Raw genomic sequence first — 25,413 nt, forward strand, 5'->3', positions numbered from 1 at the left:
CCTGTGGCACACTGACCGCTTGCAGACGCCGAAGTTTGCCAAACATTTAGCCATCTTGCGCGCATAATCCGAGAACCTCATGACTCAGACCGACTCCGCCGCCATGAAGACCATCGTGCTGGTCGAGGACGACGACGTCGTTCGTACCTTGACTGCGGAGGTGCTGCAGGAGTTCGGCTACCGTGTGCAGGCGCTGCGCGATGGCACCGCCGCGCTGCAGGTGCTGCGCAGTGATCAGCCGGTCGATCTGCTGATGAGCGACATCGGCCTACCCGGCATGGACGGCCGCGAACTGGTCGAGGCCGCACGCCAGCTGCGGCCGAGCCTGCCGGTGTTGTTCGCCAGCGGCTATGACGAGCGTGAATTGCTCGAAGAGGTGCGCGCCCGCGACAGCGCGGCCACCGCCAGCATCGTCAAACCCTACGACCTGAAACTGCTGGCCGCGCGGCTGAGCGAGCTGACCGGCGCCTAACCGGCTGCCTGCTGGTTGAGCACCAGCAGGCGCGCGGCGGTTTCCGCATCCGGCTGGCCGTCGTAGTTGGCGGGGCGGTATTTCATCTGGAAGGCGGCGATGACATTGCGCGTGGCTTCGTCCAGCTCGCCGTTGCGCGGCACCGTGTAGCCCTGACGCGCCAGTTGCTCCTGGAACCACTCGACGCTGGGCAGGCTGACGGCGAACAGCGCCTGCTGGCGCGCCACCTGTGCTTCGTCCGGCCAGGGAATCAGGCCCTCGTCGGCCAGGCGCTTCCAGGGGAACAGCGGGCCCGGATCGACCTTGCGCTGTGGCGCGATATCGCTGTGACCGATGATCGAGCCGAGCGGCAGTTGGTGACGGCGCACGATGTCCTTGAGCAGGGCCACCAGCACGTCGATCTGCTGCGGTGCGAAGGGCTGCCAATAGCGGCCCTTGGGCGTGTCGTAATAGCCCTGGTTGACCAGCTCGATGCCGATGGTCGAGGCATTCAGCCAGGTGCGCCCCTGCCACTCGCTGACCCCGGCATGCCAGGCGCGGCGGTTTTCATCGACCAGGCGATAGAGCGTCGCCGGCCGGTCGCCGATCAGGTAGTGGCTGCTGACGTCGGTGGTGGTCAGCAGATCCAGCGAGCGCGCCAGATCGGCGGAGGTGTAGTGCAGCACCACGTACTGCACACGGCTGTTCTGGCCGACGGCGGTGTGGCTGTCGTCGATGTGCAGGCCGCCGCAGCCGGCGAGCAGAAAGAAACACAGGGCAAGGCAGAAAAACTTCATAGATGACTGAATACGCTTTGCAGGTTGTCCAGCAGCATGTCGACGCTGAGCATGATCAGCAGCATGCCCATCAGTCGCTCCACCGCCATCAACCCGCGGTTACCGAGAAAACGCTGCAGGAACGAAGCCTGCAACAGGATGAATGCCGTCGCCGCCCAGGCCAGGATCAGGGCCAGGTACAGCTCCCAGATTGGCCCGGTGTGGGTGTTGCGCAAGGTCATCAGCACCGCGAGTGCCGAAGGCCCGGCCACCGCCGGCGTGGCCAGTGGCACCAGCATCGGCTCGCCGTCCGGCACGTCGCCGAGCAGGCCCTGCGGGCTGGGGAAGATCAGGCGCATGGCGATGACGAACAGGATGATACCGCCGGCAATCGCGGTCGCCTCCCGCGACAGGCCAAGCCCGGTGAGGAATTTGTCACCAAAGGTGAGAAACAGCAGCAACAGGCCGAGTGCGAACAGCAGCTCGCGGGCGGCGACCCACAGCCGGCGGCGCGGCTCGACGTTCTTCAGCGCGGCGATGTAGATGGCGATGTTGCCGAACGGGTCGGTGACCAGAAAGATCAGTACGGCGATGCTGAAGATATCCATGGCGGCCTCCGGTGAACGAGGCTGCGTAGTCTAGAGGTGCCGCGTGCGGCATGCGAGGGGCTCAGTCCTCGAAGACCAGCGGGCAGCGCTCGGCACCTTCGAGCTTGAGGATTTCCTCCACCACTTGCGGCCGCGCCTGGCGCAGCACCAGCTGGCGCTGCAGCACCTGCAGGCGCCGCGCTTCCTGGTGCAGCATCTCGACGCCGGCATAGTCGATGAAGTTGATGTGCCGGGCATCGATCACCACACGCGGGGCGTGGCTGTTCTGCAGCAGTTGCTGGATGTAGTGGCAGGCGCCGAAGAAGATCGAGCCTTCGACGCGCAGCACCTCGTCGTCGCCGTCCTGCCACAGGCGCACGCGCGGCTGCGAGGTGCGCTTGAGGTAGAAGAACAGCGAGGCCAGCACGCCGGCATAGATCGCCGTCTGCAACTCCAGCACCAGGGTGGCGGTGAAGGTCAGCAGCATCACCACGAACTCGGCGTGGCTGACCCGGCGCAGCGCGCGGATCGCCGGCAGGTCCACCAGCCCCCAGCAGATCAGCAAGATGCCGGCGGCCATCACCGGCAGCGGGATATGCGCCAGCAACGCTGCACCGAACAGGGCGAACAGGGCCACCAGCAGTGCCGAGAACATCCCGGCCAGCGGCGTACGCGCGCCGGCCTGCAGGTTCAGCGCCGAGCGGGTGAAGGAGCCGGCCGACAGCGAGCCGGAAAACCACGGGCCGATGATGTTGGACAGGCCCTGGGCGCGCACTTCCTGATTGGCGTCGAGGAACTGGTGCGACTTCACCGCCAGGGCGCGGGCGATGGACAGGCTGGTGACCAGCCCGAGCATGCCGCAGGCCACCGCTGCGGGCAGCAGGCGCAGCACGTCGTCGAGGTCGAAATGCAGTGCGGTCAGTTGCGGCAGGTTGCCGGCAAAAGGCGCCACCAGGGCGATCTGCTCGGCATAACGCGCCGGCAGCAGCCAGGCCAGCAGGCTGCCGCCGACCAGGCCGATCAGCAGCGCCGGTGCCTTCGGCCAGAGCCGGCGCACGGCCAGGCTCAGCAGCAGAGTGAAGGCGGCAAGTGCCAGGCTCGGCCAGTGTGTCTCTGGCAGGTGACGACCGATCTGCAACAGGCTGCTCAGCGCCGTTGCCTGGCTCGGCACCTCGACGCCGAGCAGGTTGGGCACCTGGCCGATGGCGATGACCAGCGCCGCACCGAGGGTGAAACCGAGCACCACCGACTGCGAGACGAAGTTCACCAGGGCGCCGAAGCGCAGCAGGCCGAGCAGCCACTGGAACAGCCCGGCGAGGAAGGTCAGCAGCAGCACCAGGGCGATGAACTCCTCGCTGCCGACCTTGGCCATGGGGCTGACGCTGGTGAACAGAACGATGGAGATGGCTGCCGTCGGCCCACAGATCAGGTGCCAGGACGAACCCCACAGGCAGGCGATGATCACCGGCACGATGGCCGCGTACAGGCCGTATTCGGCCGGCAATCCGGCGATCAGCGCGTAAGCCAGCGACTGTGGCAGGGCCAGGATGGCGCCGGTCAGACCCACCAGCAGGTCGTTGCCGAGGGTGCCGCGACGTACGCCGGGTAGCCAGCGCAGGAAAGGCAACAGCGTCTGAAGGTCGGGTAGCGGCATCGTTGGCGGGTTGATTTTGTCCAGGAGCGTGAAGTGTAAACGACATGGCCAGGCCGCCGCTGGCGCAGTGCCTGCGGTCATCACTGGCCACACCTGGTAGGAGCGGCTTCAGCCGCGAAAGATTCAGCTCATAGGGCGTACCGGAACGCTGGTCACTCGTAGGGCGGACTCAGGAGCGAAGCGAACAGTCCGCCATTCGCAACACCCAGGCCCACGCCAGCGGCGTACTGCTGCGCGAGTACGCCCTACTCGCTGACCCTGAACTCCGGCCCGTGCGTGTTCTACCGGATGGGCACCGTCACAGCCGCGCCTTCACCGCCGCCAGGCCGTCGCCGCCATCACGGGTGGTCACGCCCTGCAACCAGCCATCGAGCACCTGTGGGTTGGCCTTGAGCCAGGCCTTGATCGCCGCGTCGTTGCTGGCCTGCTTGCTCAGCACCTGATCCATGATGCTGTTCTCCATGTCCTGGGTGAACCGCAGGTTGCTCAGCAGCTTGCCGACGTTCGGGCACTGCGCGGCATAGCCCTTGCGCGCCAGGGTGTTGACCTGGCCGCTGGCGCCGAAATACTTCTCGCCGCCCTTGAGGTACTTCATGTCGTACTGCACGTTCATCGGGTGCGGCGTCCAGCCGAGGAACACCACGAACTGATCGCGCTTCACCGCACGGCCGACCTGCACCAGCATCGCCTGCTCGCTGGACTCCACCAGTTTCCAGTCACCCAGGCCGAACTCGTCGGCGGCGATCATCTGCTTGATCGACTCGTTGGCCGGCGAGCCGGAGGCGATGCCGTAGAGCTTCTTGCCGAACTGGTCGGCGTGCTTGTCGAGGTCGGCGAAGGTCTTCACCCCGGCTTCATAGGCATAGGTCGGCACGGCCAGGGTGTACTCGGTGCCTTCGAGGTTCTGCGTGACCTTGTCCACTTCGCCGCTGGCGACGAACTTGTCGTAGTTGCTCTGCTGCGCCGGCATCCAGTTGCCGAGGAACACGTCGACCTGGCCCTTCTGCAGCCCGGCGAAGATGATCGGCACGGCCAGGGTCTGGCTCTGCGCCTCGTAGCCCAGGCCATCGAGCAGGAAGCTGGCGATGCCGTTGGTCACGGCGATATCGCTCCAGCCCGGATCACCCAGCTTGACCGTGCCACAGGCTGCGTCCTCGGCCCAGACATTGCCGGCGCTGACGAGCGCGGTGGTGAGTAACAGCACACTGAATCGGTTCATGGCGTCTCTCCTTTTTCTTCTGTTTTAGGGCGGCAGCTTCAAGGCTCAGGCTCGTGGCGCGGAGCAAAGTTTCACCCGACTGCCGGAAAGCGCGCGCGGCGTTCCAGGTCATCCAGGTCGATATGGTTACGCATGTATTGCTGGCTGGCGTCGACCCAGGGTTGGTGATCCCAGCTGGTCAGCTTGCCCTGGCTCAGTGCTTCGGCCACCAGGCGCCGGCGGCGCTGGCTGGCCAGGGTGGCGGCGTGGATCGCCGGGATGTCCCAGCGCTCGCGGGCCTCGGCGAGGAAGCCGGCGAGGATGCCCTTGTGCTCGCTGGATTCGGCCAGGTTGTGCAGCTCCTGCGGGTCGCTGTCGAGGTTGAACAGCAGCAGCGGATCCTGCTCGGAGTAGACGAACTTCCACGGGCCGCGACGAATCATCATCAGCGGGCCGACGGTGCCTTCGGCCATGTATTCGCCGAGCACTTCGTCATGCCCGCCCTCACCCTTGAGGTGCGGCAGCAGCGAGTGGCCTTCCAGCTCCAGGCCGGCATCAACCTGGCCACCGGCAAGCTCCACCAGCGTCGGCAAGAGGTCGAGGGTCGAAACCGACTGGCTGACCCGGTGCGCGGCGAAGCGCTTCGGCGCATGCACCAGCAGCGGTACGCGGGCGGCCATCTCGAACCAGTGCATCTTGTACCAGAGGCCACGCTCACCCAGCATGTCGCCGTGGTCGCCGGAGAAGACGATCAGGGTGTCCTCGGCCAGGCCGCACTCTTCCAGCGTCCTAAGCAGCTTGCCGATGTTGTCGTCGATGTAGCTGCAGGCGCCGAAGTAGGCGCGGCGGGCGTCGCGGACCTTGTCCTCGGGCAGCGGCTTGTCCCACAGGTCGATGACCTTGAGCAGGCGCTGCGCGTGCGGATCCTGTTCGGCCTGGTCGATGTGCTGGCGCGGCATGGGGATGTCCACGCCTTCGTAGCGATCCCAGTATTCGCGCGGGATGGTGTAGGGGTCGTGCGGGTGGGTCATCGACACGGTCAGGCAGAACGGCTGTTCGGGCGTCAGGCGCACGTGGTCGTAGAGATACTGGCGCGCCTTGAACACCACATCCTCGTCGAAATCCAGCTGGTTGCTGCGTACGCAGGGGCCGGCCTGCAGCACCGAGGACATGTTGTGGTACCAACTGGCGCGCACGTCCGGCTCGTCCCAGTTCACCGCCCAACCGTAGTCGGCCGGGTAGATGTCGCTGGTCAGACGCTCCTCGTAGCCGTGCAACTGATCCGGGCCGCAGAAGTGCATCTTGCCCGACAGCGCTGTGCGGTAGCCGAGGCGGCGCAGGTAATGGGCGTAGGTGGGCACGTCGGCGGGAAACTCTGCGGCGTTGTCATAGGCGCCGATCTTCGACGGCAGCCGGCCGCTGACCAGGGTGAAGCGCGACGGCGCGCACAGCGGGCTGTTGCAGTAGGCCGAGTCGAACACCACGGCCTGCTCGGCCAGCTTCATCAGGTGGGGCATCTGCACCGGCGAGGCGGCATCGTGCAGCGGCAGGATCGGCGCGGCCATCTGGTCGGCCATGATGAAGAGGATGTTCGGACGCTTCATGGTGGCGGCTATTCCATACTGTGGGTTTATGCGACAGTGCGGGCACCATGATTCCGGTAGAACGGCAGCAGGGTAAACCCGGCTGTGACACATGCCTCGGATAAGCAGAGCTTATGTTTAAAGCCATCGATGGGCTGTCGCTCGACGCGCTGCGGGTGTTCGAGTCGGCGGCGCGCCAGCTCAGTTTCACTGCAGCCGCCAGCGAGCTGGGCAGCAGCCAGCCTGCGATCAGCCAGCAGATCAAGCGTCTGGAGCAGCAACTGGCGACGCGCCTGTTCGACCGGGTCTATCGCGGCATCGTGCTGACCGAGGCCGGAGAGCTGTTGCTGACCCATGTGCAGGAGGGGCTGGCGGCGCTTGATGCCGGCCTGGTGGCGGTCACGGCGCGGCAGCAACATGAAGTGCTGCAGGTGGCTACCGACTTCGCCTTTGCCGCCTATTGGCTGATGCCGCGTCTGCAGCGCTTCAACCGCCTGTACCCGGAACTGGACGTCAGTCTGATCACCAGTGAGCGCGATACAGCCACGCTGCCCAGTGAGATCGATGTGGCGATCCATTTCGGTGATGGCCGTTTCAAGCACGGCGAAGCGCATCTGCTGTTTCGCGAGGAGGTGTTCCCGGTGTGCAGCCCGCGCCTGCTCGGCGAGCGTCAGTTGCCACTGCCGACCAGGGTGCTGACCGAGTTGCCGCTGTTGCACCTGCGCCCGGAACACCGTTCGCGCTGGTTCGACTGGGAGGGGCTGTTCCGCGCCCTCGGCATTGCCAGCCTGCCGACACCCGGCGCGCTGCGCTTCGACAACTACACCCTGCTGATCCAGGCCGCGATTGCCGGGCAAGGCGTGGCCATCGGCTGGCGCCATCTGGTGGATGAACTTCTCGCGCAGGGGCTGCTCTGTCGTCTGGGTGATGCCGAAGCGCACTCGGCGCTGGGCTATTACCTGGTGCTGCCCGAGCGCAAACGCCGGCAGCGCCTGAGCGCACGTTTCGTCGACTGGCTGCAGGCCGAGCTGGATTCGTCGGCAGCGAGCGTTTGATCGGGCCATACTGCAAGAGCGAGCGCTGAGTCCCTATACTGAGCGCCGCCGCACACCGCCATCGCGCGAAACGTGCTTGCGGCCCCTCCACTCCAACCGGTGAGCTGAACCGTGAAACTCCGTCATTCGATTTTGGGCCTGCTGCTCTGTGGCAGCCTTGTAGTTTCGAACCTCCAGGCCGCTCCGGCCCAACCCAAGCAGGAATTGGCCGCCGGTAGCGCGCTGCTGATCGACCTGAATACCGGCAAGGAGCTGTATTCCAGCAACCCCGACCTGCGTCTGCCGATTGCCTCGGTGACCAAGCTGATGACGGCCATGGTCACCCTCGACGCCAAGCTGCCGCTGGATGAAGTGCTGCCGGTCAACATCCGCGACACCAAGGAAATGCAGGGCGTGTTCTCCCGCGTGCGTGTCGGCAGTGAGCTGAGCCGCCGCGACATGCTGCACCTGGCGCTGATGTCCTCGGAAAACCGCGCCGCCGCCAGCCTCGCCCACCACTATCCGGGCGGCCAGGCGGCCTTCATCAAGGCGATGAACGCCAAGGCCAAGGCACTGGGCATGACCCACAGCCGCTTCGTCGAGCCTACCGGCCTGTCCGAGGAGAACGTGTCCACTGCTCGCGACCTGGCGCTGATGGTCAAGGCTGCCCGTCAGTACCCGCTGATCCACGAGTTCACCACCGACTCGGAAACCACCATGGCCTTCCGCAAGCCCAACTACACCCTGGGCTTTCGCAACACCAATGCTCTGGTGCGCAAGGCCGACTGGAACATCTACCTGAGCAAGACCGGCTTCACCAACGCTGCCGGCCGCTGCCTGGTGATGGCCACCACCATGGCCAATCGCCCGGTGGCGTTCGTCGTGCTCGGTGCGTTCGGCAAGTACACCCACATGGCCGACGCCAACCGCCTCAAGCGCTGGCTGGAAACCGGCAAGGTGTCGCCCGTGCCGGCTGCCGCGCTCAGCTACAAGCAGCAGAAACTGGCGGAGTGGAGCCTGCAGGCCAAGCAGTGATCTGGCATTGATGCGAAAAGGGGCTACTCGATGAGTCGCCCCTTTTTCGTTGTACCTCTGCCGCGTAGCCCGGATGCAATCCGGGAAAACAGATGCACCGTTCCCGGATTGCATTCGGTCACGTCAATTCGGATTGCCCAGGTGCTCGCTGAGAAAATCGAGAAAGCAGGTGATGCGCGAGGCCAGCGCAGTGTTGCGGTAGTACACCGCATGCACCGGCTGACGCACCTCGACGCGCTGCTCGGCCAGCACCTCTAGCAGCGCACCGCTGGTGCGGGCGGCATCGGTCATGAAATCCGACAGGCACACCAGCCCCTCGCCAGCCAGCGCCAGGGTCAGCAGCGTATCGCCACTGGAAGCGCGCAGACTCGGGGTGATGCGCCAGCGCTCGCCCAGGGCGTGGCGCAGCGGCCACTCGTTGAGACCGTCGGGCTCGGTGAAGCCGAGCAGACTATGCCCGGCCAGATCCTCGGTGCGCGCCGGGGTGCCGTGCCGACGCAGGTAATCGGGGCTGGCCAGCACGCGCCGGCGGCTATGGCACAGCGGTCGGGCATGCAGGCTGGAGTCCGGCAGGTGGCCGATGCGGATGGCCAGGTCGGTGCGCCGCTCCAGCAGATCGATGATGCGGTCGTCGCTGTTCAGCTCCAGTTCGATCTGTGGATAACGCGCGCGAAACTCGCCGATCAGCGGCACGATCACGTGCAACATGAAGGGCGAGGCGGTGTTGATGCGCAAACGCCCGGCCGGCGCCTGGCGGCGCAGGGCCATCTGCTCCTCGGCTTCCTCGACGCTAGCCAGAATGCGCCGTGCCTGGGCCAGGAACAGCTCGCCCTCCTCGGTCAGCTCCAGGCGCCGGGTGGTGCGGCGCAGCAGGGTGACGGCGAGCTTCTCTTCCAGGCGACTCAGCGCCCGGCTCACCCCCGAGGCCGTTTGTTCGAGCCGTTCGGCGGCGGCGCTGATCGAGCCGCTGTCGACCACGCTGACGAACGCGAGCATTTCTTCCAGGCTGGTCTTCATCGTTGCGTTTGAGTCACGGACGCTAGCGGATTTGTTGGCGTTTCGCGCAAGAGTCTGCCGATCAGGCCGCCTCCCGGCAACTCGCTCAGCGTCCTCCGGCGATGTCGAGCAGCGCGCCGGTGGTGTAGCTGGCCTTGTCATCGAGCAGCCAGACGATCGCCTCGGCGACCTCTTCGGCACGGCCAGCGCGGCCTAGTGGAGTCGCCTTGCCTAGACGCTCGGCGCGATCCGGCTGGCCGCCGCTGGCGTGGATTTCGGTATCGATCAGCCCCGGGCGCACGGCGTTGACCCGTACGCCCTCGCCGCCCAGCTCCTTGGCCAGGCCGCGCGTCAGCACGTCCATGGCGCCCTTGGCCCCGGCATAGTCGACGTACTCGAAAGGTGAACCGAGGCTGGCGGCCACCGACGACACCAGTACCATCGAGCCACCTTCGCCGCCCCGGCTGCGCGCCATGCGCCGGGCACCCTCGCGGGCGGTCAGATAGCTGCCCAGCACGTTGACCTCGAACATCCGCCGTAGGCGCTCGCCGCTCATGTTCAGCAATGGCATGGGCGGGGCGACGATGCCCGCATTGACCACCAGGCCGTGCAGCGGGCCGAACGTGTCCATGGCCTCGAACAGGCGCAGGACATCGGCCTCATCGGCCACGTCACCCTGCAGCGCGACGGCCTCGCCGCCTGCAGCAAGAATCTGCGCAACGACCTCATCGGCGGCGGCGCGGTCGCTGCGGTAGTTGATGCCCACCGTCCAGCCCTGAGCGGCGGCCAACAGGGCTGTAGCACGGCCGATGCCGCGACTGGCACCGGTTATCAGCAGGTTCTTGCTCATGAGGCGGTCTCCTGTTCGTTGTGGTCATCATGCGTAGGGTGGACGACGCGTCACCCGTCCACCACCTGGCGAGCCCGAAGGTGGACAAAAAGAGCGTTGTCCACCCTACGGCAGGGGCTCGTTATGAACCAGTGGGCAGTACGGGTGGCCGCCAGCGGACTCGGCGGTTACCATGCGCGCCCTTCTAGCGATCCGCACCTGCTCATGAAACCTGCAAGCTTGCGCGCCGACCTGCTGGCCGGCCTGACCTCGTCCTTCGCCCTGGTGCCCGAGTGCATCGCCTTCGCCCTGGTGGCCCAGGTCAACCCACTGATGGGCCTGTACGGCGCCTTCATCATCTGCACCCTTACGGCCCTGTTCGGTGGCAGGCCGGGGATGATCTCCGGTGCTGCCGGTTCGATGGCGGTGGTGATCGTCGCCCTGGTGGTGCAGCACGGTGTGCAGTACCTGCTGGCCACGGTGCTGCTCGGCGGCCTGATCATGCTCGCGTTCGGCCTGCTGCGCCTGGGCAAGCTGATCCGCATGGTGCCGCATTCGGTGATGCTGGGCTTCGTCAACGGCCTGGCCATCATCATCGCCCTGGCCCAGCTCGAGCACTTCCAGCATGACGGCCACTGGCTGCAGGGCCAGGCGTTGTACCTGATGCTCGGCCTGGTAGCGCTGACCATGGTCGTCGTCTACCTGCTGCCGCGCCTGACCCGCGCCGTACCGCCGGCACTGGTGGCGATCCTCGGCATCGGTGCGCTGGTCTATTTGCTCGATCTGCCGACCCACACTCTTGGCGACATGGCACAGATCGCTGGCGGTTTGCCGAGCCTGATGCTGCCGGACATTCCCTGGAACCTGGAAACCCTCGCCATCATCGCCCCCTACGCCATCCTGATGGCCCTGGTCGGCCTGCTGGAAACCCTGCTGACGCTGAATCTCACTGACGAGATCACCGCCACCCGTGGCCACCCGGATCGCGAGTGCGTGGCGCTGGGCGTGGCCAACATGACCTCCGGCCTGTTCGGCGGCATGGGCGGCTGCGCGATGATCGGCCAGACCGTGATCAACCTCAGCTCCGGCGGGCGCGGGCGGCTGTCCGGTGTGGTCGCCGGGGTGATGATCCTGCTCTTCGTACTGTTCCTCTCGCCGCTGATCGAGCGCATCCCACTGGCGGCGCTGGTGGGTGTGATGTTCGTGGTGGCGCAGCAGACCTTTGCCTGGGGCTCGCTGCGCGTGGCCGGCAAGGTGCCGGCCAATGACGTGCTGGTAATCGTTGCGGTGACCGCCATCACCGTGGCCACCGACCTGGCCACCGCTGTGCTCTGCGGTATCGTCATCGCCGCGCTCAACTTCGCCTGGCAGCATGCCCGCGAACTGTACGCCGACAGCGATATGCAGGCCGACGGCAGCAAGCTGTACCGCGCCCACGGCACGCTGTTCTTCGCCTCCTGCACCACCTTCCTGGCGCAGTTCGAGCCGGCGGACGACCCGCAGCAGGTGACCCTGGACTGCCGCCACCTGAGCTTCGTCGACTACTCGGCCATTGCCGCGCTGAAGACCTTGCGCGAGCGTTACGAGCGCGCCGGCAAGCACCTGCGCGTGGTGCATTTGTCCGAGCGTTGCAAGCAACTGCTCAAGCGGGCTGGGTCAGAACACTGATCGCGTAGGAACAATGCGAAACCCATCAAGCAATTCCCGGGTTTCGCTACGCTCAACCCAGGCTACAAAGCCATGAAAAAAGCCGCTGACGGATCGCTCCGCCAGCGGCTTTTTCGTATCCCAGATAGGGTGTCAGCGCCGCGCGCCGCGTACCCCTTCGGCCAGCTCGCGGCACAGGCCGAGCACGCCGTCGATGGCTTGCTGCGGGCTTTGTGCCTCGGCGATCTTGTCGATCAGTGCCGAGCCGACCACTGCGCCTTCGGCACGCTTGGCCACTTCGGCGGCGTGCTCCGGGGTGCGGATGCCGAAGCCGATGCACAGCGGCAGATCGGTGTGGCGACGCAGACGTGCTACGGCTTCCTCGACGTGATCCATGGTCGCCGCGCCGGCACCGGTGACGCCGGCTACAGACACGTAGTAGACGAAGCCGGAGCTGCCGGCCAACACGGTGGGCAGGCGGTCATCGTCGGTGGTCGGCGTGGTCAGGCGGATGAAGTCGATGCCTGCGCTCTGCGCCGGTTCGCACAGCTCGTCGTTGTGCTCCGGCGGCAGGTCGACCACGATCAGGCCGTCAACGCCGGCCTCCTTGGCGTCACTGATGAAGCGCTCGACGCCATAGACGAAGATCGGGTTGTAGTAGCCCATCAGCACCAGCGGCGTGCTCTGGTTGCCTTGGCGAAATTCGCGAACCATCTGCAGCGTCTGCTGCATGCCCTGCTTGCCAGCCAGCGCGCGGATGTTGGCGAGCTGGATGGCAGGGCCGTCGGCCATCGGGTCGGTGAAGGGCATGCCCAGCTCGATCACGTCGGCGCCAGCGTCCGGCAGGCCCTTGAGGATGCTCAGCGAGGTGGCGTAGTCGGGATCGCCGGCGGTGATGAAGGTCACCAGCGCGGCGCGGTTTTCCGCTTTCAGTTCGGCGAAACGGTTCTGCAGGCGGCTCATGCGTGTTTCTCCTGTTCGCCCATGTGGTGCATCACGGTTTGCATGTCCTTGTCGCCACGACCGGACAGGTTGATCACCATCAGGTGATCCTTGGGCAGCTTCGGCGCGCGTTTGAAGGCTTCGGCCAGCGCGTGGGCGCTTTCCAGTGCCGGGATGATGCCTTCCAGGCGGCAGCACTGGTGGAAGGCGGTGAGCGCTTCGTCATCGCTGATCGGCACGTATTCGACGCGCTTGATCTCGTGCAACCAGGCGTGTTCCGGGCCGACGCCGGGGTAGTCGAGGCCGGCGGAAATCGAGTGGGCATCGGTGATCTGGCCGTCTTCGTCCTGCAGCAGGAAGGTGCGGTTGCCGTGCAGCACGCCCGGCGCGCCACCGGCCATGCTCGCCGCATGCTTGCCGGTATCGACGCCGTGACCGGCGGCCTCGACGCCAACGATCTGCACGCCTTCATCATCGAGGAAGGGGTGGAACAGGCCGATGGCGTTGGAGCCACCGCCGATGCAGGCCACCAGCGAGTCGGGCAGGCGCCCTTCCTTCTCGAGGATCTGCTCGCGCACTTCGTTGCCGATCACCGACTGGAAGTCGCGCACCATGGCCGGGTACGGATGCGGGCCGGCGGCGGTGCCGATCAGGTAGAAGGTGTTGTGGACGTTGGTCACCCAGTCGCGCAGCGCTTCGTTCATGGCGTCCTTGAGGGTGCCGGTGCCGGCGGTGACCGGGATCACCTCGGCGCCGAGCAGCTTCATGCGGAAGACGTTGGCCTGCTGGCGCTCGATGTCGGTGGTGCCCATGTACACCACGCACTGCATACCGAAGCGCGCGGCCACGGTGGCGGTGGCCACGCCATGCATGCCGGCGCCGGTCTCGGCGATGATGCGTTGCTTGCCCATGCGCTTGGCCAGCAGGATCTGGCCGATGCAGTTGTTGATCTTGTGCGCGCCGGTGTGGTTCAGGTCTTCGCGCTTGAGGTAGATCTTCGCCCCGCCGAAGTGCTCGCTCAGGCGCTCGGCGTAGTACAGCGGGCTGGCGCGGCCGATGTAATCGCGCTGGAAGTAGGCCAGTTCTTCGAGGAAGGCCGGATCAGTCTTGGCTTTCTCGTATTCGGCAGCCAGCGAGTTGATCAGCGGCATCAGGGTTTCGGCGACGAACTGACCACCGAAGCGGCCAAACAGGCCGCGGGCGTCGGGGCCGGTGCGAAATGAGGTCATGGCGTGCTCCTTGTCGACAGCACTGGGCTGGCAGGGCGAGTGAGTGATGGGGCTCATTCTATCCCCATGAGGCGCGGCGAAAAGCGATTTGATTGAGCTGACCTGTCAGAAAATCTCACGGGTCATGTCTGTGCGCCACGCCTCATTTCCAGACTCGCCGCTGGGCGGTAGAGAACTCGGTCGCGCCTGATCAGTCCCAGCAGCTACGGCCAGGGAGAAAGCGAATGCACAAGGTATTGGTGGTGGGCGGCATGGTGGTGGCGTGTCTGGGTACGGCCCAGGCGCAAACACTGGATTTGCATGGCATCGGCGTATCGCGCGATGTGCCGTGCAAGGGGCTCGACGTGATCGTCACCGGCAATGGCAACCGGTTCCGCCTCACCGGTGACTGCGGCCAGGTCGAGGTCAATGGCTCCGAGCAGCAGGTAAGTTTCGGCAAGGCTGCCGGCCTGGTGGTGACTGGCGTGAAGAACCGCATCGAGGGCGAGCGTGTCACCGGCCTCGAAGTCAGTGGCAGCGAGCACCAGATTGAAACCGAGGTGTGCGGCGACGACCAGCAACCGGCGCAGATCGCCATTTACGGTGATAGCAACGTGCTCAAGCTCGCTCTCGATGGCCCGACGCAGATCGAGGTCAACGGCCTCAACCAGCAACTGACCTGGCGTGGCGACGAGCCTGAGATCGAGACCACCGGCGTCGAACACCACATCCAGCAGGACTGATCGGCACGGCAGGTTGGCGCTCGGCGGTGAACGTGGTTAGATGCCCCTGACTCGTCAGGAAAAATCACCTCTCCCATGAGCCGCGACCTGCCCCCACTCAATGCCCTGCGCGCCTTCGAGGCGGCCGCCCGCCTGCAAAGCGTCAGCCGCGCCGCCGAGGAGCTGCACGTCACGCATGGTGCGGTCAGCCGGCAGATTCGTGTACTCGAAGAGCAACTCGGCCTCGGCCTGTTCGACAAGGACGGCCGTGGCGTCAAGCTCACCGCCGCCGGCGTACGGCTGCGCGATGCCACTTCGGAAGCCTTCGAGCGCCTGCGCGATACCTGCGCCACGCTGCGCCGTGAAACCGAAGAGCGCCCCTTCGTGCTCGGCTGCTCGGGTAGCCTGCTGGCGCGCTGGTTTATCCCACGTCTGGATCGCCTGCAGCGCGAGCTGCCGGAGCTGCGCCTGCAACTCTCGGCCAGCCAGGGTGAGCTGGATCCGCGCAGCGCCGAGGTGGATGCCACCCTGCTGTTCGCCGAGCCGCCGTGGCCGGCCGATATGCAGGTATTCGAGCTGGCGCCCGAACGCATCGGCCCGGTGCTCAGCCCGCGCTATGTCAATCACGCGCAGCTGAGCGCCGTCAGTGCCGACGCGCTGTATGCCGAGCCGCTGCTGCACACCACCTCGCGCCCGCAGGCCTGGCCGCAGTGGGCGCAGGCCCAGGGGCTGGCAGCCGAGCGGCTGCAGCAAGGCCAGGGTTTCGAGCATCTCTACTATCTGCTGGAGGCCGCCGCGGCTGGGCTGGGTGTGGCCATCGCGCCGCAGACGCTGGTCGCCGACGACCTGCGCGCCGGGCGCCTGGTCGCGCCCTGGGGCTTCGTCGCAACCAGCGGCTGCCTGGCGCTGTGGACGCGTCGCACCGACCCGCGCAGCGAGCGCCTGGCGCACTGGTTACGCAAAGAGCTGGCAGAGCACGACGACGCCTGATCAGGTCGTCTACGCCGCAAAGCGCGACGTTACCAGCGAGGTGGCGCACGAAGCCGATTGCTAGCATCGCCGGACTTTCCTTTTGTTCAGCAGCCTGGCCGGTTCAGACGAGGCATCGATGTCCAACCCTTGCAGCAATTTCATCCCCTATACGCTGGAAGTGACCGGCAAGGGCATCCACGAAGTCGAGCAGGCGCGGGCGGCGATACCGGCCGGCACACCGATCAACATTGCCTTTCTGGGCAACGAAGATCACGCCCAGCGCATCCAGGCGGCGAAGGTCATCCGGGCCTGTGGCGCCGAGCCGGTGCCGATCATTTCCTCGCGCCGGCTGCGCTCCGAGGCTGATCGTGACGAGCTGATCGGCGCTCTGGTGGCCCAGGCGGCGCCGCAACGCTTCATGTTCGTCGGTGGTGATCCGGCCACGCCGGCCGGGCCTTATCAGGATTCCCTGGCGTTGCTGGCCAGTGGCGTGCTGGAGCGCCATGGCATCGAGCAGGTGGTGATCACCGGCTACCCGGAGGGGCACCCGAAGATCGACAGGAACGAACTGATGCGCGCGCTGAAGTGGAAGCTGGACTTTCTCCGTGAAGCCGGCTGCGCCGTGGAGATCACCACGCAGTTCGGCTTCGATGCCGAGGCGGTGGTGCGTTGGATCGAGCAACTGCGCCAGCAGGGCATCGACACGCCTGTGCGCATCGGCGTGCCCGGGCCAGCCGATGTCGGCAAGCTGCTGCGCTTTGCCCGCCAGTTCGGCGTGGCGACCTCGGCTTCCATCCTGCGGCGCTACGGGTTGTCGATGACCAACCTGATGCAGCGCGTGGGCGCCGAGCGTTACTGGGATCAGTTGCAGGCCGGGCTCGGTGACCGGCAACTGGGCCGCATTGGCTGGCACCTGTATCCCTTCGGTGGAATCGAGGATGGCGTTACCTGGATCAATGCGCGTCTGAGTGCTGACACCGCGTACCAGGCATCGCCGCGCTAGCGCGCCAGTGTGCAACGGGTGGGGATGGCGTCGGCGATATTGCCAAGTCGACCCGGCAAAGATGACAATGCAATTCATTGTCATTTGATACGAAATCGCGCCATGCCCGCCGACGCCCAGGTGCTGCATACCCTTTACCGTGACCATCACAGTTGGCTGCAAGGCTGGCTGCGGCGGCGCCTGGGCAACGGTTGCGATGCTGCCGATCTGGCGCAGGACACCTTCGTGCGCCTGCTACGTGCCGGCAATGTGGCGAGCATCCGTGAGCCGCGTGACTACCTGGCCACCGTGGCGCGCGGGCTGATGGTCGACTTCCTGCGCCGGCGCTCGCTGGAGCAGGCCTACCTCGAAGCGCTGGCCAATCAGCCGCAGGCCGAGCAGCCCAGCGCCGAACAGCAAGCGCTGCTGATGGAAGCGCTGATGGAGGTCGACCGCATGCTCGCCGGGCTCGGCCGCAAGGTGCGCGAGGTGTTCATCCTGTCCCAACTCGACGGCCTTACCTACGCGCAGATCGCCGCCCGCCTGGGCATTTCCCTGCGCAGCGTGAACAACTACATGGCCCACGCTGTGGAGCATTGCTGCCTGCTGCAGGCGGGCTGGCAGTCATGACCGAGGCGCAGCGCGCCGCGCTCAAGGCGGCCAGTGGTTGGTACGCGCGGCTGTGCTCCGGCAGCGTCGAGGCCGACGAGCAGCAGGCCTGGCAACGCTGGTACGACGCTGACGAGCTTCATCGCCAGGCCTGGCAACAGATCGAGACCCTGCGCGAGCAACTGGGGCTGTTGCCCGGCCCCGTCGCCTCGTCGACTCTGCGTGGTGTCGATCATGGTCGCCGGCGTCTGCTCGGCAGCCTGGCTCTGGTCGCCATGGCGTTGCCGCTGGGCTGGTTTGCCTGGCAAAGCGATACCCGCCGCTACTGGTTGGCCGACTTGCGCAGTGGTGTGGGTGAGCGCCGCGAATGGAAACTGAGCGACGGTAGCCGGCTGATGCTCGGCACGGCCAGCGCGGCGCAATGGCATGCCGACGGTCAACGCCGTGTGCTGCGCCTGCTTGCTGGCGAGGCAATGATCGACAGCGTCGACGAGGCGCGTCCGCTACTGGTGGAGACCCGATATGGCGTGATCCGTAGCCAGGGCGCGCGTTTCTGCGTACGCAGCGATGATCAGGATTGCCGGGTCGCGGTGTTGGCGCAGCGCGTGGAAGTCGCGCCATTGCACCATCTGCACGATATGCGCGCGCTGGTCGCCGGGCAGCAGGTGCGCTTCGATGCCGAGCGAATCGGGCCACAACGCGCCAATGATGCGGCGACTGCCGCCTGGACGCAGGGCAGCCTGATCGCCCTCGACCAGCCGTTGGGCGAGTTGATTGCCGAGCTGGCGCGCTATCGCCACGGTGTGCTGCGTCTCGACCCGGCGCTGGTCGGGTTGAAGGTATCCGGCAGCTTTCCGCTGACTGATACCGATCGTGCGCTGGCGGCGCTGGAGCACAGCTTGCCGGTGCGTGTGGTGCGGCGCAGTGACTATTGGGTGACGCTGGTACCGAAGGTCTAGGCTCTGTACGAAAAGTGCCTGCGCTCGGTGATGCTTCGTTAAAAACGGGCTGGAACGCCAGCCCGGTCGAATGCTCATTTACAGCTCGTAAACTCGAATGCGAGCCCAGTCCGTTCCTCACCCATTTTTGTGGGGCCGCCATCGGTATCGCCTGACCTTCGCTCGGCGACTTTTCGTACAGGCCCTGGCCAGTAAAAATATTCATTGCTGTTTGCACTTTTTTCTCGAATGGCTCGGCCCTCCTGAAATATCGCCTATCGGGCTTTCATTCTCAGGGGAAACTCATGCGTAAACCTCGCTGCAACCTGCATACGCTGACCGCCGCCATTCAGGCCACGTTGCTCTGTTCCGCCCTGGCGCTGGCCGCGCCGATGGCGGTTGCCGCACCCACGGAGACTGCCGCGCAGGTTCAATCCTTCGACATTCCGGCTGGCTCGTTGGCCGACGTGCTCAACCGTTATGCCAGTGCAGCCGGCGTCGCCCTGTCCTTCGACGCAGCGCTGTTGCAGGGGCTGCGTAGCGAGGGGCTGCAGGGTAGTTACGCCGTAGAGGACGGTTTCGCGCAACTGCTGCAGGACAGCGGCTTGCGCGCGGTACGCCTGGGTGACGGCATCTATGGTCTGGAAGCCCTGCCCAGGCCGGTTCCTCAGCCGGACAACATGGTGGAGCTGAGCCCGGCCGAGATCACCGTCAGCACCCTGCGCAGCGACACCGCCGTCGGCCAGACCAGCCAGCGCGTGACGGTTATCGACCGCCAGCAGATCGAGCAGCAGCTGGCGCTCAGCAGCGATCCGGGCCAGGTGCTGAGCAACCTGATTCCGTCCTACTCGCCGAGCCGGCAGAAGATGTCCAACGCCGGCGAAACGCTGCGTGGCCGTACCCCGCAGTTCCTCGTCGATGGCGTGCCGCAGGCCAGCTCGATCCGTAACGACGGGCGCAGCAGCTACACCATCGACCTGGCACAGATCGAGCGCATCGAGGTGATCCATGGCGCCTCGGCCGAGCACGGCGGTGGCGCCACTGGTGGCATCGTCAACTTCATCAGCCGCCGCCCCGACAGCGATGGGGTCAGCCAGCACGCCGGTGTCAGCCTGGAAAGCGACGACCGCTTCAGCAAGGATGGCCTGAGCTACAAGATGAACTACCGGGTCAGCGCCCAGCAGGGCGACTGGGAAACCCTGTTCGGCGCCACCTGGCAAGAGCGAGGGGCCTTCTACGATGCCAATGACGAGCTGATCGGCGTCGCCTACCCCGGCGAGATTCAGGACACCCGCGACCACGACCTGATGTTCAAGCTCGGCTACTGGCTCGACGACGTGCAGCACCTGCAGTTCAGTGCCAACCACTACGAGCTCAGGGGCAACAACGACTACGTCCCGGTACTCGGCGACCGCGCAGCGGGCATTCCTACCACCGCGCGCAAAGGGCATCCCGAGGGTGATCCGGCGTTCAACGAGAACCGCCAGTACACCTTCAGCTACAGCAACCAGGATCTGTACGGCAACGTGCTCGACGTGCAGCTCTATCACCAGCGTTATCGGGGCCAGTTCGGTGCGTTGCTCTCGGGCTCGTTCCAGGATCCCAACATCGCCCCGATCGGCACCCTGTGGGAGCAGAGCCGCAGCGACTCGGAGAAATGGGGCGGCAAGCTGACCCTGCGGCGCAGCGGCCTGTTCGATGGCCTGCTCGACCTGACCGGGGGTGTCGACCTGATGCGCGACAAGGGCGAGCAGGTGCTGGTGCAGACCGATCGCAGCTACGTGCCGCCCTCCACGTACGACAACCAGGCCGGCTTCCTCCAGGGCGACCTGCACCTGACCGACAAGCTGACCCTGATGGCCGGCGTGCGCCGCGAGCATTCCGAGCTGGATGTGGATGACTTTCACACCGTATGGGGCACCAACAACGCGGGCGGGGTGAGCGTGACCGGTGGCAAGGTGTCGTTCGGCAAGACCCTGAGCAACTACGGCTTCACCTACCAGGCCACCGACTGGGCGCAGCTCTACGGCGGCTACTCCGAAGGCTTCGGCATGCCCGACATCGGCCGCGTGCTGCGCGGGCTCGACGAGCCAGGGCTGGATGTGGAAAGCCTGCTGGAGCTGGAGCCGATCGTCACCCGTTCGCGTGAAGTGGGCCTGCGCTTGAACTTCGAGCGGGTGGACATGGAGCTGAGCTACTACGAGTCCTTCTCCAACCTCGGCGAGCGGCTGTCGGTCAACGACGACGGTAACTACATCGCCAACCGCGAGCGGGTGGAGATCCAGGGCTATGAGCTGACCGGCAATTGGCACCTGAACGATCACCACAGTCTGCGCGGCAGCTATGCCCACAGCCAGGGCAAGTCCGACACCGATGGCGATGGCAAGGTGGACACGCGCCTGACCGGCCTGAACATCTCGCCGGATCAGTACAGCCTGGGCTGGCAGGCCAACTGGAACGACGACTGGTCGAGCTACCTGCAATACAACTACTACGTCAGCCGCAGCTTCGACGACCCGCGCCTGGACTTCGACGGCTACGCCCTGCTCTCGGCCAGTGTCAGCCGCCGCCTGCCGGTGGGCAGCCTGTCGCTGGGCATCGACAACCTGCTCGACGAGGACTACTTCACCTACTACTCGCAATCGGCGCGCATCGCCAATGACTACAACTTCAAGGGCCGTGGCCGCACCTTCACGCTGGGCTATCAGGTGGAGTTCTAGGATCTGGGTGGCGGTAACTGACACTTATGCGCTGCGAGCTAGTCTGAATAAGACATCCCAAGACGCAGGAGTCCATCATGACCGACCACCATACCTACAAGATGATCGAGCTTGTCGGCTCGTCGCGCAGCAGTATCGAAGATGCCATCGACAACGCCCTGGCCGAATGTGCCAAGAGCGTGCGCAACATGGACTGGTTTGAGGTGGTGAGCACCCGTGGCCATATCGAGAATGGCAAGGTCGGTCACTATCAGGTGACGCTCAAGGTCGGCTTCCGCCTCGGCGACAGCTGACCGGCCTCGTGGCGGCCAGTGCCTGGCGTGGACGCTGGCCAGGGCGAGCAGGTTCCTGCCTGTGCGCCTGACGCCTTACACCATTCCCTCAGCCGAAGAACCAGTAGGTCACCGAAATCGCCGCGATCACCCCGGCCAGTTCGGCCAGCAGCGCGCACCCCACGGCATGCCGCGCACGCTGGATGCCCACTGCGCCGAAGTACACGGCCAGCACGTAGAAGGTGGTTTCCGTGCTGCCCTGGATGGTCGCGGCAGCCAGCGCAGCGAAGCTGTCGACGCCCTGCGCCTGCATGGTTTCGATCAGCATGGCGCGTGCCGCGCTGCCGGAGAACGGCTTGACCAATGCAGTGGGCAGCGCATCGACGAAGCGCGTGTCCCAGCCCAGCGCGTCCACCAGCCAGCGGATACCGTCGAGGCCGAACTCCAGCGCACCGGATGCCCGCAGCACACCGATGGCGCAGAGCATGGCCACCAGGTATGGCAGCAGGCTCTTGGCGATATCGAAGCCTTCGCGCGCACCTTCGATGAACTGCTCGTAAACCGCCACGCGGCGCAGTGCGCCGACCAGGACGAAGGCGAGGATCACGCAGAACAGGGTCAGGTTGCCCAGCAGCGACGACAGCGCGGCCAGCGCCGTGGCGCTGAGCCCGCCCAGCAGTGCCATGAAGCCGCCGAGCAGCAGCGCGCCCGGTACCAGATAGGCCAGCACCACCGGATCCCACAGGCGCAGGCGCTGCATGAACGCCACCGACAGCAGGCCGACCAGGCTCGAGGCGCTGGTGGCCAGGAGGATCGGCAGGAACACCAGGGTGGGATCCTGCGCGCCCTGCTGCACCCGGTACATGAAGATCGACACGGGGAGCAGGGTCAGCGACGAGGCATTGAGCACCAGAAAGAGAATCTGCGCGTTGCTCGCCACCAGCTTGTTCGGGTTCAGCTCCTGCAGGCTGCGCATGGCCTTGAGGCCGATGGGCGTGGCGGCGTTATCCAGGCCCAGACCGTTGGCGGCGAAGTTCATGGTGATCAGCCCCAGCGCCGGATGGCCGCGTGGCACTTCCGGCATCAGGCGGGCGAACAGCGGGCCAAGCAGGCGCGCCAGCGAGTCGACCAGACCGGCCTTCTCGGCGATGCGCAGCAGGCCGAGCCACAGCGTCATGGTGCCGAACAACAGCACCATCACTTCGACCGACAGTTTGGCCATGGCGAACAGCGCTTCGACCATGGCGGCGAACACGCTCGGATCGTCGCCAATCAGCCAGCGGGAAAAGCCCGCCACCGCTGCTATCAGAAAAAAGCTCAGCCACAGGCCGTTGAGCATGCCTCACCCCCTCATTGCACTGGCTGGGGATGATAGCGCGACGGCCGTGCTGATGGGGTGAGGCAGAGTCCCCGCATGCGTGAAGCATGCGGTTGGCTCAGAACCAGTTGGGGTCGCTGCGCAGTTGTTCTTCCAGCAGCTTGCGCATGTCTTCATCCGGCTCGCCCAGCCAGCGCAGGCTGGCGTGCTCGCTCGGCGCGCGATCTTCCGGCAGACCATCGGGTATCTGCACGTAGAGTGCGTAGGCATCGTCCTTGTCCCAGTCGAAGGCCACGTAGACCCGCTGGTTGAAGCAGTTGTGCGCCTCGCACACCTGGCCGACGAGGAAGCGACCGTCCTCGCCCTCCACGGTCTGCAGCGGAGTGGACGGGCCGCTGAGGTTCATCAGCCAGTCCGGCAGGCGCTTTTCATCTTCGATCATGTCCTGCCAGGCTTCGCGGTATTCGCTGTTGCTGCTGAGCAACTCGCCTGGCTGGAACATGGCGTCACGGTCGGCGGCCTGAGCCGCCAGGGCGCCGCCCAGAAGCAGGGCGGCGGCGATGGCGTGAAGCGATTGCATTATGGGCTCCTTCAAATACGCGGGCGGCGACCCACGAAGAACGAGATGACGAACAGCACCAGGAAGACTACGAACAGGATCTTGGCGATGCCTGCAGCGGTGCCGGCGATACCCCCGAAGCCCAGTACGGCGGCGACGATGGCGATGATCAGGAAAGTCAGTGCCCAGCTCAACATGGCGTTTCTCCTCGATTATTTCGGTTCTCGCGGCCCCAGCGGGGGCATGCGCTGCGTATTGCTCGGCGTTATCGGCATGCCCTGAGTGTCGAAACCCTCCTGCATCCGTACGCTTGATAGAGGTATTGCACCACCCGTGCCAGACCCTGGTTTTAAATAAAATCCTTATTAGTCAATAAGATAGAAAACTCGCGAAACGATCGTGCAGGGCATCCTGCCCGATGAGCGTTGAAAGGCTCGTGCGTTTTGCCCGAGCGCGCGTGGCCTGTGGGGCGCGTCACGCCAGGGTGGTCGCCCGTAGCCCGCTCAGTCGGTATACTCGCCAGGCCTTTGCCCGCCAGGGTTCGCGCCCAGAACAACAACCGCGCCGTGAGTTTCGAGCCATGAATGACTACGAACAGGAAGATCCGATCCCTCAGGGCGACCTGGCCCTGCAGATCACCGCGTTGCCGCGCGAAACCAACGGTTTCGGCGATATCTACGGCGGCTGGTTGGTGTCGCAGATGGATCTCGCCGGCACGGCCATGGCCAGCAAGGTCGCCGGTGGCCGCGTAGCGACCGTGGCCATCGACCGCATGGCCTTCCTGGTGCCGGTGGCGGTGGGCGCGCAGCTCTCCTTCTACACCCAGACGCTGGAAGTGGGGCGCAGCTCGATTCAGATGATGGTCGAGGTGTGGAGCGACGATCCGCTGTCCAACGAGTGGCGCAAGGTCACCGAGGCCGTGTTCGTCTTCGTCGCCATCGATGGCAGCGGGCGTACCCGCCCGGTACCGCCGCGCCGCGGCTGACAGAACAAGCGTCGCACACACGAAAACGCCGGCTGAGAAGCCGGCGTTTTGTTGTGCGGTGCGGTTTTAGCCGCGGATGTTGTAGATGTCCTTGTCGGCCACTTCCGCATAGGCATACAGACGCTTGAGGTAAGCCTTCTGGTGTTCCCAGACCTTGGTGGCGGCCGGGTCGGCAGCGGCGCTGGCCTCGACCACTTCGGCGGCCACTTCCTTGAGGCGTGCCAGCACGGCGTCCGGCAGGCGGCGAACTTCCACGCCGTCGGCCTTGAGTTGCTCCAGGGCCTCCATGTTCTTCGCGTTGTAGTCGTCGAGCATGTCGCCGTTAACGTCACGCGCGGCAGCGCGAACGATGGCTTTCAGATCCGCCGGCAGGGTTTCCCAGGCCTTGAGGTTGACGTCCAGCTCGAACAGCACGCTCGGCTCCTGCCAGCCCGGGGTGTAGTAGTACTTGGCGGCCTTGTGCAGGCCCAGCGCCAGGTCGTTGTACGGGCCGATCCATTCGGTGGCGTCGATGGCGCCGGTCTGCATCGCGGTGAAGATCTCGCCGGCCGGCATGTTGACCACAGTGCCGCCCATCTTGGTCAGCACTTCGCCGCCCAGACCCGGGGTGCGCATCTTCAGGCCCTTGAAGTCGTCGACCGAGTTCATTTCCTTGTTGAACCAGCCAGCGGTCTGTACGCCGGTGTTGCCGCAGGCCATCGGCAGCACGCCGAACGGCTTGTAGACCTCTTCCCAGAGGGCCTGGCCGCCACCGTAGCTAAGCCAGGCGTTCATTTCCTGGGCGTTAGGGCCGAACGGCAGGGCGCAGAAGAATTGCGCGGCCGGTACCTTGCCTTTCCAGTAGTAAGGGGCGCCATGGCCCATTTCGGCGGTGCCGCGCGATACCGCGTCGAACACTTCCAGTGCCGGCACCAGTTCGCCGGCGGCGTAGACCTTGACCTTCAGCCGGCCGTTGCTCATCTCATCGACCAGCTTGGCGAAGCGCTCGGCCCCCACGCCGACGCCGGGGAAGTTCTTCGGCCAGGAGGTGACCATTTTCCAGGTGAAGGTCTGGGAACTCGAACCCTCTTGGGGCGTTGCGGCGCTCTTCGCCTCTTCTTTGCAGCCTGCCAGCGCGGTTGCTGCAAGGCCTACGCCCGCTGCGGCGAGTATGTCGCGACGTTTCATGCAATGCTCCTTCTTGTTGTATTGGTCTGACCACGGGATCGCCGAAGGTAGACCGGGCTTGAGTAACATAGGGCGAAGTGACTCACAAGCCTAGTCGCTACGACTAAAGTTGCATGGGCATTGCTGCCTGGTAGGCAGCCTGCCTAGAATCGCCGGCCCGCGTCCCACAAGCTCGCGGGTGGCGTGGTTGCCAGTCAATCGGGCTGGCCCGCTCTCATCCTCATAACGA

General features: G+C 65.4%; 25 protein-coding genes. 12 read left to right on the forward strand and 13 right to left on the reverse strand.

Annotated elements, in window-relative coordinates:
- Nucleotides 1–79 precede the first annotated feature (79 nt).
- Entirely contained in the window at nucleotides 80–472 is a 393-nt protein-coding gene (locus ACODS1_RS08560) for a response regulator (RefSeq protein WP_489085297.1), read from the forward strand.
- Here the strand turns inward: ACODS1_RS08560 and ACODS1_RS08565 are convergent.
- From ACODS1_RS08565 to betC, 5 genes are all read right to left on the reverse strand, one after another.
- The gene (locus ACODS1_RS08565) at nucleotides 469–1,248 is read right to left on the reverse strand and encodes an N-acetylmuramoyl-L-alanine amidase (RefSeq protein WP_489085298.1); all 780 of its coding nucleotides are present in this window, start codon (nucleotides 1,246–1,248) and stop codon (nucleotides 469–471) included. The genes ACODS1_RS08560 and ACODS1_RS08565 overlap by 4 nt on opposite strands.
- Nucleotides 1,245–1,835, reverse strand: a complete 591-nt coding sequence (locus tag ACODS1_RS08570; protein WP_322979936.1) for a MarC family protein — start codon at nucleotides 1,833–1,835, stop codon at nucleotides 1,245–1,247. The genes ACODS1_RS08565 and ACODS1_RS08570 overlap by 4 nt, the downstream gene beginning before the upstream one ends.
- Nucleotides 1,836–1,896: 61 nt before the next feature.
- Complete coding sequence (locus ACODS1_RS08575; RefSeq protein WP_489085299.1) at nucleotides 1,897–3,468, reverse strand: SulP family inorganic anion transporter; 1,572 nt, start codon at nucleotides 3,466–3,468, stop codon at nucleotides 1,897–1,899.
- A gap of 298 nt (nucleotides 3,469–3,766) precedes the next feature.
- Nucleotides 3,767–4,687, reverse strand: a complete 921-nt coding sequence (gene choX, locus ACODS1_RS08580; protein ID WP_489085300.1) for a choline ABC transporter substrate-binding protein — start codon at nucleotides 4,685–4,687, stop codon at nucleotides 3,767–3,769.
- Nucleotides 4,688–4,758: 71 nt separating this feature from the next.
- On the reverse strand, nucleotides 4,759–6,270 hold the full coding sequence (gene betC, locus ACODS1_RS08585; RefSeq protein ID WP_489085301.1) for a choline-sulfatase: 1,512 nt from the start codon (nucleotides 6,268–6,270) through the stop codon (nucleotides 4,759–4,761).
- 113 nt (nucleotides 6,271–6,383) lie between these two features.
- Between betC and ACODS1_RS08590 the strand changes: the two genes are divergently transcribed.
- Nucleotides 6,384–7,304 carry a choline sulfate utilization transcriptional regulator gene (locus ACODS1_RS08590; RefSeq protein WP_489085302.1) on the forward strand — a complete coding sequence of 307 codons (921 nt, stop codon included), beginning with the start codon at nucleotides 6,384–6,386 and terminating at the stop codon, nucleotides 7,302–7,304.
- 111 nt (nucleotides 7,305–7,415) lie between these two features.
- On the forward strand, nucleotides 7,416–8,318 hold the full coding sequence (gene pbpG, locus ACODS1_RS08595) for a D-alanyl-D-alanine endopeptidase (protein ID WP_322979931.1): 903 nt from the start codon (nucleotides 7,416–7,418) through the stop codon (nucleotides 8,316–8,318).
- A gap of 123 nt (nucleotides 8,319–8,441) precedes the next feature.
- Here the strand turns inward: pbpG and ACODS1_RS08600 are convergent, their stop codons facing one another.
- Both ACODS1_RS08600 and ACODS1_RS08605 read right to left on the reverse strand, forming a co-directional pair.
- Nucleotides 8,442–9,335 (reverse strand): LysR substrate-binding domain-containing protein, encoded by an 894-nt coding sequence (locus tag ACODS1_RS08600; protein ID WP_489085303.1) that lies wholly within the window; start codon nucleotides 9,333–9,335, stop codon nucleotides 8,442–8,444.
- Nucleotides 9,336–9,420: 85 nt separating this feature from the next.
- Complete coding sequence (locus ACODS1_RS08605) at nucleotides 9,421–10,164, reverse strand: SDR family oxidoreductase (RefSeq protein ID WP_489085304.1); 744 nt, start codon at nucleotides 10,162–10,164, stop codon at nucleotides 9,421–9,423.
- Between the two features lie 204 nt (nucleotides 10,165–10,368).
- On the opposite strand from ACODS1_RS08605, the gene ACODS1_RS08610 reads away from it, so the two are divergent.
- Nucleotides 10,369–11,811, forward strand: coding sequence for a SulP family inorganic anion transporter (locus ACODS1_RS08610; protein ID WP_489085305.1), 1,443 nt, complete (start codon nucleotides 10,369–10,371; stop codon nucleotides 11,809–11,811).
- Between the two features lie 132 nt (nucleotides 11,812–11,943).
- On the opposite strand, the gene trpA is transcribed toward ACODS1_RS08610, so the two are convergent.
- Nucleotides 11,944–12,753 carry a tryptophan synthase subunit alpha gene (gene trpA / locus ACODS1_RS08615; protein ID WP_489085306.1) on the reverse strand — a complete coding sequence of 270 codons (810 nt, stop codon included), beginning with the start codon at nucleotides 12,751–12,753 and terminating at the stop codon, nucleotides 11,944–11,946.
- A complete protein-coding gene (trpB, locus tag ACODS1_RS08620) occupies nucleotides 12,750–13,961 on the reverse strand; it encodes a tryptophan synthase subunit beta (RefSeq protein ID WP_489085307.1) in 1,212 nt (403 codons plus the stop codon). Before trpB ends, trpA begins: the two co-directional genes overlap by 4 nt.
- Nucleotides 13,962–14,185: 224 nt before the next feature.
- On the opposite strand from trpB, the gene ACODS1_RS08625 reads away from it, so the two are divergent.
- The 7 genes from ACODS1_RS08625 to ACODS1_RS08655 all read left to right on the forward strand — a co-directional run bounded on the left by ACODS1_RS08625 (nucleotide 14,186) and on the right by ACODS1_RS08655 (nucleotide 21,176).
- Nucleotides 14,186–14,683: a DUF3060 domain-containing protein gene (locus ACODS1_RS08625; RefSeq protein ID WP_489085308.1), complete on the forward strand. Its 498-nt coding sequence runs from the start codon at nucleotides 14,186–14,188 to the stop codon at nucleotides 14,681–14,683.
- A gap of 75 nt (nucleotides 14,684–14,758) precedes the next feature.
- A complete protein-coding gene (locus ACODS1_RS08630; protein WP_489085309.1) occupies nucleotides 14,759–15,652 on the forward strand; it encodes a LysR family transcriptional regulator in 894 nt (297 codons plus the stop codon).
- Between the two features lie 118 nt (nucleotides 15,653–15,770).
- Nucleotides 15,771–16,637: a methylenetetrahydrofolate reductase gene (locus tag ACODS1_RS08635; RefSeq protein ID WP_489085310.1), complete on the forward strand. Its 867-nt coding sequence runs from the start codon at nucleotides 15,771–15,773 to the stop codon at nucleotides 16,635–16,637.
- A gap of 102 nt (nucleotides 16,638–16,739) precedes the next feature.
- Nucleotides 16,740–17,246: a sigma-70 family RNA polymerase sigma factor gene (locus ACODS1_RS08640; protein ID WP_489085311.1), complete on the forward strand. Its 507-nt coding sequence runs from the start codon at nucleotides 16,740–16,742 to the stop codon at nucleotides 17,244–17,246.
- The gene (locus tag ACODS1_RS08645; RefSeq protein WP_489085312.1) at nucleotides 17,243–18,184 is read left to right on the forward strand and encodes a FecR domain-containing protein; all 942 of its coding nucleotides are present in this window, start codon (nucleotides 17,243–17,245) and stop codon (nucleotides 18,182–18,184) included. Before ACODS1_RS08640 ends, ACODS1_RS08645 begins: the two co-directional genes overlap by 4 nt.
- Before the next feature lie 284 nt (nucleotides 18,185–18,468).
- Nucleotides 18,469–20,883 carry a TonB-dependent receptor gene (locus ACODS1_RS08650; RefSeq protein ID WP_489085313.1) on the forward strand — a complete coding sequence of 805 codons (2,415 nt, stop codon included), beginning with the start codon at nucleotides 18,469–18,471 and terminating at the stop codon, nucleotides 20,881–20,883.
- 77 nt (nucleotides 20,884–20,960) lie between these two features.
- Nucleotides 20,961–21,176: a dodecin gene (locus ACODS1_RS08655; RefSeq protein ID WP_322979917.1), complete on the forward strand. Its 216-nt coding sequence runs from the start codon at nucleotides 20,961–20,963 to the stop codon at nucleotides 21,174–21,176.
- Nucleotides 21,177–21,264: 88 nt separating this feature from the next.
- Here the strand turns inward: ACODS1_RS08655 and ACODS1_RS08660 are convergent, their stop codons facing one another.
- The 3 genes from ACODS1_RS08660 to ACODS1_RS08670 all read right to left on the reverse strand — a co-directional run bounded on the left by ACODS1_RS08660 (nucleotide 21,265) and on the right by ACODS1_RS08670 (nucleotide 23,229).
- Nucleotides 21,265–22,494 (reverse strand): nucleoside recognition domain-containing protein, encoded by a 1,230-nt coding sequence (locus ACODS1_RS08660; RefSeq protein ID WP_322979916.1) that lies wholly within the window; start codon nucleotides 22,492–22,494, stop codon nucleotides 21,265–21,267.
- Between the two features lie 97 nt (nucleotides 22,495–22,591).
- The gene (locus ACODS1_RS08665; protein ID WP_489085314.1) at nucleotides 22,592–23,053 is read right to left on the reverse strand and encodes an inhibitor of vertebrate lysozyme family protein; all 462 of its coding nucleotides are present in this window, start codon (nucleotides 23,051–23,053) and stop codon (nucleotides 22,592–22,594) included.
- A gap of 11 nt (nucleotides 23,054–23,064) precedes the next feature.
- The gene (locus tag ACODS1_RS08670) at nucleotides 23,065–23,229 is read right to left on the reverse strand and encodes a DUF1328 domain-containing protein (RefSeq protein WP_322979914.1); all 165 of its coding nucleotides are present in this window, start codon (nucleotides 23,227–23,229) and stop codon (nucleotides 23,065–23,067) included.
- A 383-nt stretch (nucleotides 23,230–23,612) separates the two neighbouring features.
- Here ACODS1_RS08670 and ACODS1_RS08675 point away from each other — a divergent pair, with 383 nt between their 5' ends.
- Nucleotides 23,613–24,017, forward strand: coding sequence for an acyl-CoA thioesterase (locus tag ACODS1_RS08675; RefSeq protein ID WP_268180327.1), 405 nt, complete (start codon nucleotides 23,613–23,615; stop codon nucleotides 24,015–24,017).
- Nucleotides 24,018–24,083: 66 nt separating this feature from the next.
- On the opposite strand, the gene ACODS1_RS08680 is transcribed toward ACODS1_RS08675, so the two are convergent.
- Nucleotides 24,084–25,184, reverse strand: a complete 1,101-nt coding sequence (locus ACODS1_RS08680; protein ID WP_322979913.1) for a TRAP transporter substrate-binding protein — start codon at nucleotides 25,182–25,184, stop codon at nucleotides 24,084–24,086.
- Between the last annotated feature and the right edge of the window lie 229 nt (nucleotides 25,185–25,413).

This window comes from Pseudomonas sp. FG29 (assembly GCF_057809355.1).